The sequence below is a fragment of the Lysinibacillus sp. CNPSo 3705 genome (assembly GCF_028674935.1).
Classification (GTDB): Bacteria; Bacillota; Bacilli; order Bacillales_A; family Planococcaceae; genus Lysinibacillus.
This window is the reverse complement of sequence record NZ_JAQZSD010000040.1, coordinates 24725-39317: the sequence shown is the minus strand read 5'-3', so window position 1 is coordinate 39317 and position 14593 is coordinate 24725. Positions and strand designations below refer to the sequence as shown.

The following is a 14593-nucleotide window of genomic DNA, read 5'->3' as shown; positions in this document are numbered from 1 at the left end:
TACGCATCGACTGCGGGTCTATTTGGCATGGAAATTCAAGGTGCTACAACGATATTCGCTGTCAATTTGAAACGGATATTAAAGCTATTAAACGAAAATGAATAAGGAATAGAGACAGAAATAAGGCACTTCCTGTTCAAAATTGAACAAGAAGTGCCTTATTTTTATCTAAGAAAGGTTCGCTTTTATGAAAACGTAAGTTTTTCAGTGCCCTCAGCTAGACGTAGCTTCTCTTTTTTCAATCTTTGAGACGACTCGGGAAATTATTGATAGAGATAACCTATTTGCATTATGCTATAATGAAATCAAAATTTAGAGGATTGGGGGATATGAATTGAATCTGGAGTTAAAAGAGTTGTTACGTTCCGTTTTAAAAGAAGAATTAACACCAGTGCATAAGCGACTTGATGGAATTGACCAACGTTTTGAGACTATTGATCAAAGATTTGACGCAATCGACCAACGTTTTGAGACTATTGATCAAAGATTTGACGCAATCGACCAACGTTTTGAGACTATTAATCAAAGATTTGATGGAATTGACCAACGGCTAGATGGAATGGACGTTCGCTTTGAAAATATGGATCATCAATTAGTCGGAATGAACAAACGTTTTGACGGAATTGAACTGCGCTTAGATAAAATTGAAAATGATGTGCATGAACTTAAAAGTGATGTACAAATACTTAAGCGTGATGTATATGAACTTAAAATTGGACAAGCAGAGCTTCAGAAAAATATTATCGAAAATTTAGGTGAGTTTACTGAAAAAATTGCTCAGCAGGTAGAAGGTAGAACTTACGCTTTGAATAAACGAGTCTTTGATTTAGAAACTGTGATTTATAGATTAATAAGTTAGTATAAGAAAAAAATCTCCATGTCTATAATTATTCATGGAGATTTTTTATATTAATATTTATAAATATTTAATTGTTGACCGGCTTCAATTCTATCAGAGCGAAGCTGATTCCATTGTTTTATGGATGTAACTTTAACATTATGAGCCTCTGCAATATGCATAAGAGAGTCACCATCAGCTACAGTAATTGTTTTTTTATCTTTCACAGGACTGTCATACTGTTGTAAATCATACTTTGCTATCACTGCATTTAGCTTTTCATTGTATCGTGAATCTGTTGCATAGGAGCCTGTTAAAAACTTCGTAGCATCTGTATAGGATTTTGTATTGCTTTTAAAAACGCCTGCATAGAAATTTTTGTTCCAGGAAACCCCATTGCGCATTAATTTCACATAATCTTGTATAGAAGCTTCATAGGAAGGGTATTTGCGAAATGCAGCCTTCACCTTTGTCATATTACCCGAACCATCATCCTCAGATGTTTCCATTGTTACGGAGTTATTTTGGTAACTGCCTTTCATACCAAATAAATTGTTATTTGGAGCGGATCCAAGGCCACTTTGTCCATGCTCACTTTCTAACACCGCTTGCGCAATGATAACCGATGCATACAGGTCATTATCGGAACCTTGTTTTCGAGCAATTTCAGCAATAGAGCCAATAAACTCTTCTACACTAGGGCTGCTATCGACAACGCCAGGCTCTTTAGTTTCATGAGTATTGAATAATTGTGTCACCATAAAAAATGAAATACAGATAACAATAACAGTAATCATAAGAACTTTGAAAAAATTAATGAAGTATTTCATTGTTATTGATGTTGGTAGATTACCACATCTTCCTCCTTTCTTGCCAATAACGAGGTTCATATATTTCTAATTATTACAGAGTTATAAATAGAAATAAAGTCAGTTTTATTTAATAGAGTACATCATTCATAGAACGAAAAAACCCCTCATTTAGTTCCTTAATTTCCAGCATAATCGAGAAATGAAAGACCCATTAAAATATAGTTACAATCATTACTAAAAAATCAAAAATAATAGAGTGATCATTTATGAAGTTAGTCATTTTGAAAGGAAATCTTTATGGAAGGTTATTTATTTGTATTCAAAAACAGTATACGATTTTCTATGGAAATTATGAGACAAATAGAGGAGAGCGTCAAGAGGACCAATGTCTTGATATAAAACAAAAAATTAAGTTTAAAGTGATTTTAGTTAGTGAAATATATATAGTAACTCGATGTCCCTTTTAAAAGAGATAGTTCTAGACCTACTATGCTGAACGTATATGAAATGAAGAGGATAAAAATAGTAGTTTATTTCTAGATTAAAACATTAAGTCAATATATATTGTTGCTAAAATGATTAAGGTAATTTTTGCAAATGTTTGAAGGTGATGTCCATTCTGAACTAACATTGGAGGCACATTACTAAAAGGAGCTTATACAATGATAGCATTTGAAAATGTCACAAAAAAATATGTAAATGATCAAGTCGCAGTAAAAACTATTAATTTAGAGATTAAAAAAGGAGAATTTTTTGTTCTTATAGGACCGAGTGGTTGTGGAAAAACAACTTTATTAAAGATGATTAATCGATTAATTCATTTAACAGAAGGAACTATTCGCATTAATGGTAAAAGAATTAGTGATTACAACATTCATGAATTACGATGGAATATCGGCTATGTCCTACAACAAATTGCTCTTTTTCCCCATATGACGATTGAAGAAAATATAGCTGTTGTGCCTGAATTAAAGAAATGGAGTAAAGCGCAAATCCAGCAACGAGTTGGTGAGTTATTGGATATGGTAGGACTTGCACCAGACAAATATAGTCAGCGGAAGCCAAAAGAGCTTTCTGGTGGTGAACAACAAAGGGTCGGTGTTGTTCGTGCATTAGCAGCTGATCCCGAAATCATTTTAATGGATGAGCCTTTTAGTGCTTTAGATCCGATTAGCCGCACAAAATTACAAGATGATCTTCTCGAGCTTCAGCAAACGATACAAAAAACAATTGTCTTTGTTTCGCATGATATGCAAGAGGCCTTAAAACTTGGTGATCGCATATGTGTAATGAAGGATGGAGAAATTATACAGATTGGTACTCCACGTGAAATCATAGACAAGCCTGTTAATGATTTTGTTCGCGAATTTGTTGGGGTAAAAGAGTATGGGACTTTTCATATCCAAGCTGTACTTAGACCAATTGCTGATGAGGTTCATCAAAGTAATCGGGAGAATACCATTTCTTCAAAAGATTCTTTGCATACCATTCTTCAAAAATTAGCTCAATATGAATGTTTAAGTGTGGAAGAGAACGGGACAATAATTGGTGTTGTCACGAGAGCAACGATGCTTCGTTATCTAGCACATGATTCCTTGGAAAGAGGTAATTTAAATGGCTAACTTTTTTAGTGTGTTTAACGAACGAAAAGGCCAGCTATTGGCATCATTAGTCGAGCATATTCAAATTTCATTCATTGCATTATTTCTTGCAGTAGTGATTGCTATCCCTCTAGGAATCTATTTAACGAATAAAAAGAAAATAGCAGAAAGTATTATCGGTATTAGTGCAGTTTTACAAACGATTCCTTCATTGGCGTTATTAGGGTTGTTGATTCCGTTGTTTGGCATCGGAAAAGTACCCGCAATTATTGCTTTAGTTGTTTACGCACTTCTTCCGATTTTACGTAATACATTTACTGGGATAAACGAAGTAGATCCGTCTTTAAAAGAGGCTGCGATGGCGATGGGGATGAATACGCGAAAGCGATTAGTGAAAGTAGAATTGCCTCTTGCTATGCCTGTAATTATGGCAGGGATTCGAACAGCTATGGTATTAATCGTCGGAACGGCAACTTTAGCGGCATTAATCGGGGCTGGGGGATTAGGGGATATCATTTTGCTTGGAATTGACCGAAATAATACCGCACTTATTATTTTAGGGGCTGTCCCTGCGGCGATTTTAGCATTAGTTTTCGATTTTTTACTAAAAAAACTAGAATCTCTGTCGTTTAAAAAAACAATTTCGGCATTAAGTATTATTAGTATAGTGGCATTAATAATGATGATTTTCCCATTACTAAACTTCAAAGAGAAAGAAGAAATTATCATTGCAGGTAAGCTTGGCTCTGAGCCAGAGATTCTTATTAATATGTATAAAATGCTTATTGAAAATGAAACAGACTTAAAGGTGCAATTAAAACCTGGACTGGGTAAAACATCCTTTGTTTTTAATGCACTTAAATCTGGCAGCATCGATATTTATCCAGAATTCACTGGAACGGCAATTTCAGAGTTTTTAAAAGAGGAAGCTATTAATAATAATCAGGAAGATGTTTATCATCAGGCTAAAGAAGGTATGATGAATAAATTTGGCATGGTGATGCTAAGTCCGATGAACTATAACAATACGTATGCATTGGCAGTATCGAAACAAATGGCTGATACTTATGATTTGCAAACAATTTCAGACATTAAGCCTATCCAAGAAAAGATAAAAGCAGGTTTCACATTGGAATTTAATGATCGAGAAGATGGTTATTTGGGTATTCAAAAGCGTTACGGTATGACACTTTCTAACATAACAACGATGGAGCCGAAGCTTAGATATCAGGCGATCGAATCAGGAAATATAGATTTATTAGATGCTTATTCAACGGATAGTGAAATACGTCAATATCATCTGCAAGTTTTAGCAGATGATCAGCAACTATTCCCACCTTATCAAGGGGCTCCTTTACTAAGGAAAGAGACGTTAGAAAAATATCCTGAGATTGAAACAGCCTTAAATAAGCTGTCAAATCAAATAACAGATGATGAGATGCGCGAAATGAATTATCGAGTAAATGTAAAAGGCCAAAACATAGAAGAAGTGGCACGAGACTATTTAACAAAGGCAGGATTGTTATAAGACGAAAATAATCTGGTATAAGTAGCTAGAAAATAGAGGCTTATCTTTTCTAGCTTTTTTTTATCTCGGATTTAAAAGAGAGCAATGCAGCTATACGTTGACATATCGATAAGGAATATAATCTATGTCATCAAAATGACAGTTAATGATGGTAAGCAATATTCATTAAGCAAAGGTATGCTATTAAATTACAATTAGAATGAAGTTATTAAAGCTGGAGAAACTGGCGAGCTATTACAAGTATTCGTATTAGATCAAGAGCAATATGAAAAAATTTGGAAAGATAAAGCTTTTGAAATTGAATTAGATCCTATCCGAAATAAGGGAGCGGAGGATACTTCAAAAGCAAAAAAGAAACACTTATCTTACCGAAATAGGGAACGACGGAAAGAATCGCTAATTTAACGAGCCCTCTCAATTTTTTGAGAGGGCTTTAGTTTGGTGACAAAAGAATGAATCCGAAATTTTGTGTAGCTATAAGCATAGGTTGATTTTTATTACGAACTGGCGCTTTCCATGGGCTTGGCTCAATCTCCTCGTTACTATGTTCCGACGTGTTGTTTTCACAAGTTCATCCAGCATCAGATCCCCAAATTTTTGGCATTGTAATTGACGATGTCGAATAAGAGCTATAAAATATAAAAAGACCGACCAGACGGTTTTTTTTATTTTTAAAGGGAGCGATTATATGTCATCAAAAGCAGATTTAAAACGTTCACATATTATCCAAACGGCGATTGATTATTTAAAGGGCAATGATTTAAGTACTTTAACTTTAGATAAAATAGCTAGTCAAGCGAATATTAGCAAAGGTGGATTATTGTATCATTTTAAGACGAAGGATGCGCTGCAAACTGCAATCGCTGAGACGATTTTAAATGAGGTTGTACAATCCTATGAACATTTAGCAACCCTTGAGCAAGGGATAGGGAGATTGACGAGAGCATTTATCTTCGCATCACAAAAAGATCTCGCGAACGGGGCATCCTTAAATATTGCGATTCAAATTATGCAAAATGACCATTCAGCCATCTCAACAGTTTATGACTGTTTACTAGACGAATTGTTCCAAGATGGTTTGGAGGAATCCATTGTTCATCTGATTCGGTTAACGATTGATGGATTGTATTATTCGAAACTATTAAATATCGCACCGATTTCCGCTAAGGCGACTGACGGTGTCTTTGAACAATTAATGCACATGACAAGGAAGGACTAACATACATGAGTGCTTTTGGTTTTTTATTCATTTCAATTATCTCAGAAGTTTTTGCTAGCTCGATGTTGAAACTGACAAATGGCTTTAAACGATTACTACCGTCAGTGGGTGTAGTAGTTGGATATGGAACAGCTTTTTATTTTCTATCATTAACATTACAATCTATAGCAATTGGTACAGCATATGCGATATGGGCAGGAGTAGGAACGGCGCTAACGGCGGTCATCGGTATAGTCTTTTATAAGGAATTATTCAATCTAAAAAAAATTATCGGTATTCTATTAATTATTGTCGGTGTGGTTATTCTTAACCTTGCAGGTGGCGGACATTAAGGAGGGATTTGTAAATGAAGGGTTATTTATTTTTAACGTTATCCATTGTCAGTGAGGTATTTGCAACAACGATGCTTAAGTTTTCAGAAGCATTTACAGTTCTAGGCCCCTCAATAGCTGTCGCATTTGGATATGGCATTTCGTTTTATTCATTATCTCTATGTTTAAAAACGCTACCACTAAGCATTGCGTACGCCGTTTGGTCCGGTGTAGGCACAGCATTAACAGTCATTGTGGGAATTGTTGTATGGGGAGATATTTTTAATCTTTACTCGGCTTTAGGCATTACATTAATCATTGGTGGAGTTATTCTACTAAATCATGGGAGTCAAAATAATGCCACAACGTAACGTCTAAAGAGAAAACGTCCATTGTCAAATTGGACGTTTTCTTTTTTATATTTTCAAGATTGGTAGGCTTAATTATTTGTTCAATTGGGTAGTAATTGTGTACTCATGAAACACTTTGACAACATCCTTGTGAGGAACGCCACTTTTTACATTAATAGAGTGCGGAACGAGTGTGATATTTGTTATTGGCTCCATATTTTCCTTCTGGAAGCGAAGTGTAGAATTTTCGAGCATTGTTTTAAAAGCAGATTGACCTAACTGATTATTATTCTGGTCGTATAATCTAAATTGGACATCATAATCCATTGTCTTGTCAGGCGCCGGAAACATATGATAATAAAGAATTAATGAAACGGGTGATTGAGTAATTTTTTCAACTACAACTTTCTGTCCGTTCGGTAAAGAAAAAGATTGATTAATCATGGTTTCTGTTGTTTTAGCCGCAATGGCTTCACCTGTGGCAGTGAAATTAAATTCCCAAGGGTCACTAAGTTTATCGCTTTTAAAAGAAAACTGAATGTCATGTGGCTTAGAAAGCTCTATATTTGGAATGCTAATTGAACTATAAATGACAAATGTTTGGTCATCGATTTGATCATTACCTGCTCCTCCTCCTGACCCAGACTCTACTTCCTTCCCATCTATTTTTATTTCAGGGAAAAGGGGCAGGTAATCTGTGTCTGGAAGGTGCTTATTAATTTTAAGATATTCCGAGTTTGGGACGGGTTTATTGCTATGATAAGTAGTCGTGATGAAAAGTTCTCCTTGATCTAACATAACTTCATTTAACGTTAAGGTTCCATGTTTATTTTCTTTTGTTTGTCCGATTATATTTTTATACGTTGTATACATTTCGTCATTTACATCTGGGTGATTCATATATTGTTCAATAAAGCTACCTATTATGGGCAATTTAGCAAGTGCATTTGGGCTAGAAATGGCTATTGTAGTGGCAAGCATAGCGACACCTACCCCACTTAAAATAGTAAGCTTCTTCTTTTTTGATGTTTGAGTTTTCAATTTTGAATGTAGACGTTTTTTTATACGTGCAATTTCTATTTCTGACAACGGGGTTTCATCATATTTTTCTGTTTGAATCTTTGCTCGATTAAATAGTTTAAATAATTCACTCATTTTTATAGCCTCCCTGTAATCCATTTTTGTTTTAATGCACGAAGTTTATGACGTCCACGGGAAAGTCTGTTATGTATAACCGGGACAGACACATTAAATTCTTTTGCAATGTTCTTGGAATTTACATTATCTAAATAATATTTTTTAAATAATAATTGGTCCTCAACAGATAAATGTTGTAACAGCTCTTCGACGTCCTCTAATTCTGTCCTCTCAGTATTTGTGAAAGACTCTTCAAATTCTAAGGTTGAAATGTAGCGTTCATTATAACGTTGTAATTTTTTTCTTCGATCCAGCGCTTTATATTTAGCAATGATCGCAATCCAATTTTTAAAAGATCCTTTCGCTTCATCGAAAAATTCACCATTCTCCCAAATAGCAAGTAGTGTGTCATCCAAACATTCATCAACTTCTTCTAAGTAAGGAAAGAGGTGTTTAGTGATGATGCTTCGTAGTAATCCACCATATTGCTCAATGATGAAATGTAAAGCATGTTCATTGTGATGTTGTAGTTCATAAACGACATTTTCAGCTTGTATGTTCATAACAAACTCCTTTCTAAGTTTAGTCGCTTCTTACCAGTTTGCTTGAATAGCCAGTGAATAGAACTATTGTTTATCCGAAAACTTATCAAGGCAAACAGGTGAGGCATCTATTTCATCGTTCACTATTAAATACGATTTTTTTTATTGAAAGCTATCCTGGAAAAAAACTTTTTTAAATTAATTTGATTTTTCGTCATATTTTACGAAGATTGCGTAAAAATAGTGTAAATGTTTTCACTCTGCTTTGGAGCATACATATGCAATCAACATGACCAGTTTTATCCGAAAAAAAATTATCATATTCCTTGTCTTTACATATTATAACGAGAGGATGTTGAATAAAGTGAAACTTTCGTTCATGGCAGTTGATCTTCCACTAGTATCAATGTTAGTAAATTTAAACAATTTTTGAGAAATGGCTTATTAAGACTTGGAAGGAGCGAAGGAAATGAATAATGAAAACAAAAAAAAACATTTTCTATGTGAAGCGCTCTACGACATAAAAGCACTCCAGGATATGATAAAGGATTTTCATTCTAAATATTTTGGTCAGCTTCTTGTGAAATTAGTGGGAGGCGATACGATTCCTTTTTTTTTAATAACACACAACGGCAGTCATTTAAGGTTGATGGATACTGTAAAGCAGTTTGAAACAGAGTTTTTTCGCATAGAGGCTATTGATCGAGAAAGTTGCCGCGGAACAGTTTCACTTTTGCGAGCCTATGATTATGAAGGACATGATACGAATTTAATAGCAGAGGTTGTCCGATTAGAGCGAACATCCTCAGAAAAATCCATTGACTTAAGTGGTATATCTGCAATTCAGTTATTAAAGCCTGACATGTTAAAAGGGAAATTTATCATTGAGCCCAAATGGTGAAGCTAAACCCTTCGGCGGATGTTACGGAAATCGAAGGGGCTAAAAAAGATATTAGCCTTTGGCATTACTGAAATGACCGACATCGTGTCGTCCTTCGTGCAGCCTAAGCACAAAGCCGAAAATACGACTAAAATAACATGAAAATTAGAGCATCTGTCTAGGTGCACGTTGTAGTCATTGAATTTATTAGAGAGAGAATCCTATGAAGGGAAGAGATTAATGGATGACAATTATTGGAATGTTGCATCATCGGCTAGATCCTAGAACTGTTCTAAAGTCATATGCATTTGCGGCCGTTGCACAAGCAGAAGGCGCTCAATTTTTTTACTTTACGCCAAAAAGCGTTGACTTTGATAAACGTTCCATTAGAGGAAAGGTATATGAAAATGGTGATTGGCATGAAAAAATGATGCCCTTCCCGGATGTTATATACAATGCAGGAAGTCCAGAAAAATTATCGGTATCAAAGGATATTATTGAGAAATTGAAAAAGGAAATACCTTTTACAACTCATTCTATAGGGAATAAATGGAATGTCATGAAGCGACTTAAAGAGGCAAAGGAATTTGATAAATATTTAATTCCATCTGAGGTTGTTGAAAATGTTGAATTACTCCATAAATTTATGGCTTTTTATAAAAAAGTCGTATTTAAACCGATAGATGGCCGGAAGGGAAAAGGGATTTATTTTATTTCGAAAGTAGGAAGAACTAACTTTGAGGTAAAGAAGGATAGGGAAACTACGTTATGTACACAGTCAAAGCTAGATGAGTTAATTAGAGAGCAACTTGCTACAGGCACCTTTATCGTGCAACCCTATATTCATTCCAAAACAAAATCAGGTCAAATTTACGATTTTCGTCTACATGTTCAAAAAAACGGTGAAGGTAAATGGGTTATAACGACGATTTATCCGCGAATTGCACCAAATGGCTCGATTATACCGAATATTAACAACGGTGGTTTTACGAATTATTTAGATCCATTTTTAGAGCAGGAATTTAAAGAAGATGCTTATGATATTCGGCGTATGTTAGAGCATTTTTCCTTATCACTAGCTCGACATTTAGATGAAATCCAGATGACGCAATTTGGAGAAGTTATTGATGAAATTGGCATTGATGTAGGCTTAGATGAACAACGGAAAATTTGGATGTATGAAGTGAACTGGCGACCAGGTTGCCCTCCAGCTTTTTATTTAGAATTAGATGTGGTCATCAATACTATAAGGTATGCAATGTACCTTGCTAAGAACCAGAAGCATATTAAAAGGGAAATCAGGCAATATAGGAAAATTAAAGATTCATCTGAAGAAAGGGCTTTAGTAGAAGAATCTTTAGAAGAAGCATTACCAGAACAAAAAGCTTTACCAGAACAAAAAGCTATAGCAAAAGAAAAGGCTTTACCGATTATTGCGATTACCGGCAGTGCTGGAAAAACAACATCAAAAGCATTTCTTGCCTCCATTTTATCGGTAAAATGGAATATCTTTGAGTCAAAAGATTATTGGAATACAACAGAGCATACGAAAAAACATAAAGAAGAAATTAATGCTTCACATGAGGCTGTAGTGCTTGAGTATGGGATGGCTTATCCAGGTATCATAACAAATCACTGTAGCATTATCCAACCGAATATTAGTATCATTACAAATATCGGTTTGGCTCATGTAGGTAATTTTGATGGAGATATTAAAGGAGTAGCCAAGGCGAAATCGGAATTAATACATGGGATGGATCAAAACGGTTTATTAATCCTGAATAAGGACGATGATAATTCTAAGTATTTAGAGACACAGCAGTTTAAAGGAAAAATCCTAACAGTAGGTATTCATAGCACAGCGGACTATCAAGCTTATGATATTCAATATAAAGACATTGGTATGTCCTTTAAAATAAAGCTGCATGGGCAGGAAATTGCAATGTATATCCCAATTTTAGGAGAACATCATGTATATAATGCACTCAATGCCATTGCGGTTGCAGATTATTTAGGATTTAGTCCAGCAGATATTAAAACAGGGCTAAATTTCAAAAAACCACCTAGACGATTAACAATTTATAACTGTCGCGATAATATTACAGTTATTGACGATACCGTTCACTCCCATCCTCAGGGCGTACGTGCTGCTATTGATGTTCTTACAAATATAGCGAAGAAACGTAAAATTGCTATTATTGGTCAAATGCGAGAATTAGGGGATTTGAGAGAAGAGGAATATCGTAAATTGGGCGAATACATTTACGAGCATAACATAGATTTATTCATCACTTATGGTTTTAGAACGGAGGAAATGGGCGCAGCAGCGAAGGCAGTAGGGATGGATCCGTCTAAAATTTATCATTTCCTGAATAAGGATGAATTACATGAACTCTTAGAGCAAGTGATACAACCTCACGATACCATTTTAGTAAAGGGTGCTAGTAAAACGAATATGTTTGATACGGTGAAATTTTTAGATCAAAAATTTCAAGAATAAATAAAAAAGCCCGAGTAATTGACCTTTTGAAGGATACAATTATTCGGGATATTTTTTATAGCTAAATAATGAAAGCATTGAAAGAAATTAAGATTTTAGAATGAACTTTATTTCTTTTGCGGCGTTAATGGCTTTATTTTTAGCTTCCGCTAATGTGGCACCTTCCGCGATTACATATGCATAACGATGTCCCATCGATAAGGGAGGGATTAGCAATGTCCCTCTTCTCGGCTTCACATATACATCCACAACTCCAGGTGAATGAGCTGCTTTATTTCTTCCAATAACTTTTTCTAAAATCCCTTTACTTTCCACAATGACGTATTTTGTATAGACAAACTTTCTATGCTTTGGTTTGATATCGGGACGCTCACCTAAAAATACTTTAAGTGTTTCTTTCACTAAATTAAATCCAAAGGCGGCGTGTAGCATCGTATTCATTGCTCCCCCTGAGATTCGCGGATTAATTTCTATAAGCTTCCAGCCATTCTTTGTTAAACGAAGCTCTAAATGCAGAGCACCATTTTCGATGTTAAACGCTTTAACAATAGACTGAAGAACTTCCTCAAGGCCTGCTTGAATTTCTTTCGGAGCTTTAACGAGAACACCATAACCAGTAATGATAAAACGTTTACCTTGAGTAATTTCTTGTTCAATAATACCGATGATATTAGCTTGCCGTTTATAGACAAGTGCTTCTACTAAATATTGTGGGCCTTCGATATATTCTTCAATCATTATTGTTTCACGGGGATTTTTGCTGCGCAGATGGCTCAGATGTTTCTTCAGTTGCTCTGAGTCGTCTGCTAACAATACATCTTTGGAGCCTGTTGATTTTGGAGATTTCACAATAAGTGGAAATTCAATGTTATTAGAGAAGGACTCATTTGGCTTGAGAAGAAAAAACTTAGGAGAATAAGGCTGGTTTTTTAAAAAATTTCTCGTTTTTTCTTTATCCTCCATTATTTCGATAGCTGTTGAAGATGTATAGTTATCGCAAAATTCATCACATAAAATTGAGGCAATATGGACAAAAGGATCGACAAAACTAACAATAGATTTTATTTCTAACCCAGTTTTAGTTAAATTATAAATTTCATCTTTCATGTCCTCTATATTCGAAGTATCAATAAGAATCATTTTATGAATATCTGGGTAGGCTTTTCTCTGTTGTAACTGCTTTTTATTGTTTGTAAAAAGGACAGTATAATAACCTAGGTTTTCTGCTGCTTTTGTTGCTTCACGACTTGACCCGGATTTGTTAGTGCCGATAAATATAATTGTTTTCAGTTATATCACTCCTTCTATTGTTCGTTAGATACTTAATCAACTATATATATATGCGAAGAAATAGATTTCTTCTAGTTATGTATCTTGCATCCATCCAAGCAACTTTTAAGAAGTTACATATACTAGAGGAGAAAGGAGGGGAGATTGATATGAAGCCTCTTACGGTGCAGGATTTAAAAGCGATAACTGCAGGCCAATTAGTGCAAGGGTCGGACGAAGTGTTGATTCAACATGGAGCTTATCGACTGAAGCAAGTGAAAAAACCAAATACCGCCCTTTTTACAAATAAGCGTATTGTGAACTGGAAAGAGTATAAGTCACTTTATCCTATAGTGCTTGTAACCGATAGACCATACAGTCAAAATGAATTACCTGAGCAAATAATTATGATTAGAGTAGAAGATTCAGATGAGGCCTATTGGAAGTTTGTAAATTTTTATCGTAATCAATTTAATATCCCTGTAGTAGCCATTACGGGTACTTCTGGTAAATCGACGACGAAGGAAATGATCAAACATATCCTTTCTGCAGAAAAAAATGTAGTATCCACGCCACTTAGTAGTAATTCTAGAACTGCTTCTTTACAATATTTACTGAATATTGATGATCGTACCGATGCAGCCGTTTTTGAAACTGCTGTTGGTTCACCGGGGGACATTAAACTTGCGGGGGACTATTTCAAGCCGACTATTGGGATTATTACAAATATTGGGGCACACCATTTAAATTATTGTAAAACTTTAGAGGGGTATATCCAAGCAAAGGGTGAAATGCTGGACATTATTAGTCCCACAGGCTCCTTAATCCTTAATGCTGATGATGTCAACACCAGTAAAATAGATTTATCGAAGTTTCAAGGACGCATTATAAAAGTAGGTAAGCATGAATCCTGTGATTTTCAGGCAAGAAATATTCGCTACCACAAAAATGGTATGCTGTTCAATGTTTATCACAAGAAGAAACTCTATGAAATCTATGTACCAGGTTTTGGCGAGCATCAAGTATATAATGCGCTCACGGCAATTGCAGCAATTTGTGAAATGGGTTTGCCGATTTCTTTAGTAGCTGAACAACTGCAATCATTCCGAAAATTAAATAAGCAGCTTCAGGTGTTTAAGGGCATTAATAATTCCATATTACTAGATGATACATGGAATATAACGACTACTTCTTTGGAGGCAGGATTAAAGGTTTTGAAGGCTCTTGGAGAAGGCAAGAAAAAGATTGCCGTTATTGGGACGATAACAGATTTAGGATCTTGGGGATATATAATTCACGAACAAGCGGGAGAATTAATTAGTGAAATTGGAGTCGATGTACTGATTACGATAGGAGAACATGCAAGTATTATGGCGCTTCACGCCATTGAGGCAGGAATGAGTTCACCGGTGTATATTTTTAAAAATAGTACGCGCGTCTATAAATTATTAGAAGAAATTGTAGATGAAAATACAGTTCTTTTCATTAAAGGTGATATGTATAGTAAAGAAGTTTCTAAGTTGGCAGATGATTTAAAAATAAAAAAATCTTCAACTTCTGATTAGATTTCACCTAAATAAATATTATTTTTTATCATTTACTAGAA

Annotated in this window: 13 protein-coding genes and 1 pseudogene; 10 read left to right on the top strand and 4 right to left on the bottom strand. The window is 35.0% G+C overall.

Translation table 11 applies throughout. From position 1 onward, the window contains the following. Window positions 1–334: 334 nt before the first annotated feature. On the top strand, window positions 335–859 hold the full coding sequence (locus PVA17_RS16480) for a hypothetical protein (RefSeq protein WP_274068298.1): 525 nt from the start codon (window positions 335–337) through the stop codon (window positions 857–859). Window positions 860–909: 50 nt separating this feature from the next. On the opposite strand, the gene PVA17_RS16475 is transcribed toward PVA17_RS16480, so the two are convergent. Then, window positions 910–1728 carry a glucosaminidase domain-containing protein gene (locus PVA17_RS16475; RefSeq protein WP_274068297.1) on the bottom strand — a complete coding sequence of 273 codons (819 nt, stop codon included), beginning with the start codon at window positions 1726–1728 and terminating at the stop codon, window positions 910–912. A gap of 584 nt (window positions 1729–2312) precedes the next feature. Here PVA17_RS16475 and PVA17_RS16470 point away from each other — a divergent pair. From PVA17_RS16470 to PVA17_RS16445, 6 genes and pseudogenes are all read left to right on the top strand, one after another. Beyond that, complete coding sequence (locus PVA17_RS16470; protein ID WP_132362989.1) at window positions 2313–3272, top strand: ABC transporter ATP-binding protein; 960 nt, start codon at window positions 2313–2315, stop codon at window positions 3270–3272. After that, window positions 3265–4779, top strand: a complete 1515-nt coding sequence (locus PVA17_RS16465) for an ABC transporter permease/substrate-binding protein (protein WP_132362987.1) — start codon at window positions 3265–3267, stop codon at window positions 4777–4779. Before PVA17_RS16470 ends, PVA17_RS16465 begins: the two co-directional genes overlap by 8 nt. Window positions 4780–4878: 99 nt before the next feature. Further along, window positions 4879–5184 (top strand): annotated as a pseudogene (locus tag PVA17_RS16460) (hypothetical protein); the annotation flags it as partial. A gap of 283 nt (window positions 5185–5467) precedes the next feature. After that, window positions 5468–5998, top strand: coding sequence for a TetR/AcrR family transcriptional regulator (locus PVA17_RS16455; protein ID WP_274068296.1), 531 nt, complete (start codon window positions 5468–5470; stop codon window positions 5996–5998). 5 nt (window positions 5999–6003) lie between these two features. Then, window positions 6004–6330 carry a DMT family transporter gene (locus PVA17_RS16450; RefSeq protein WP_132362983.1) on the top strand — a complete coding sequence of 109 codons (327 nt, stop codon included), beginning with the start codon at window positions 6004–6006 and terminating at the stop codon, window positions 6328–6330. Window positions 6331–6344: 14 nt separating this feature from the next. Beyond that, on the top strand, window positions 6345–6680 hold the full coding sequence (locus PVA17_RS16445; RefSeq protein WP_132362981.1) for a DMT family transporter: 336 nt from the start codon (window positions 6345–6347) through the stop codon (window positions 6678–6680). A 72-nt stretch (window positions 6681–6752) separates the two neighbouring features. On the opposite strand, the gene PVA17_RS16440 is transcribed toward PVA17_RS16445, so the two are convergent. Both PVA17_RS16440 and PVA17_RS16435 read right to left on the bottom strand, forming a co-directional pair. After that, window positions 6753–7814, bottom strand: coding sequence for a DUF4179 domain-containing protein (locus tag PVA17_RS16440; protein ID WP_274068295.1), 1062 nt, complete (start codon window positions 7812–7814; stop codon window positions 6753–6755). Window positions 7815–7816: 2 nt separating this feature from the next. Continuing rightward, the gene (locus PVA17_RS16435; protein ID WP_132362977.1) at window positions 7817–8359 is read right to left on the bottom strand and encodes a sigma-70 family RNA polymerase sigma factor; all 543 of its coding nucleotides are present in this window, start codon (window positions 8357–8359) and stop codon (window positions 7817–7819) included. Window positions 8360–8807: 448 nt separating this feature from the next. Between PVA17_RS16435 and PVA17_RS16430 the strand changes: the two genes are divergently transcribed. Next, window positions 8808–9239: a hypothetical protein gene (locus tag PVA17_RS16430; protein WP_132362975.1), complete on the top strand. Its 432-nt coding sequence runs from the start codon at window positions 8808–8810 to the stop codon at window positions 9237–9239. A gap of 223 nt (window positions 9240–9462) precedes the next feature. Continuing rightward, a complete protein-coding gene (locus PVA17_RS16425) occupies window positions 9463–11718 on the top strand; it encodes a YheC/YheD family protein (protein ID WP_274068294.1) in 2256 nt (751 codons plus the stop codon). A gap of 87 nt (window positions 11719–11805) precedes the next feature. On the opposite strand, the gene PVA17_RS16420 is transcribed toward PVA17_RS16425, so the two are convergent. Next, a complete protein-coding gene (locus PVA17_RS16420) occupies window positions 11806–13008 on the bottom strand; it encodes an ATP-grasp domain-containing protein (RefSeq protein ID WP_132362971.1) in 1203 nt (400 codons plus the stop codon). Between the two features lie 149 nt (window positions 13009–13157). Between PVA17_RS16420 and PVA17_RS16415 the strand changes: the two genes are divergently transcribed. After that, window positions 13158–14552, top strand: coding sequence for a UDP-N-acetylmuramoyl-tripeptide--D-alanyl-D-alanine ligase (locus PVA17_RS16415; RefSeq protein ID WP_274068293.1), 1395 nt, complete (start codon window positions 13158–13160; stop codon window positions 14550–14552). Window positions 14553–14593: the final 41 nt, after the last annotated feature.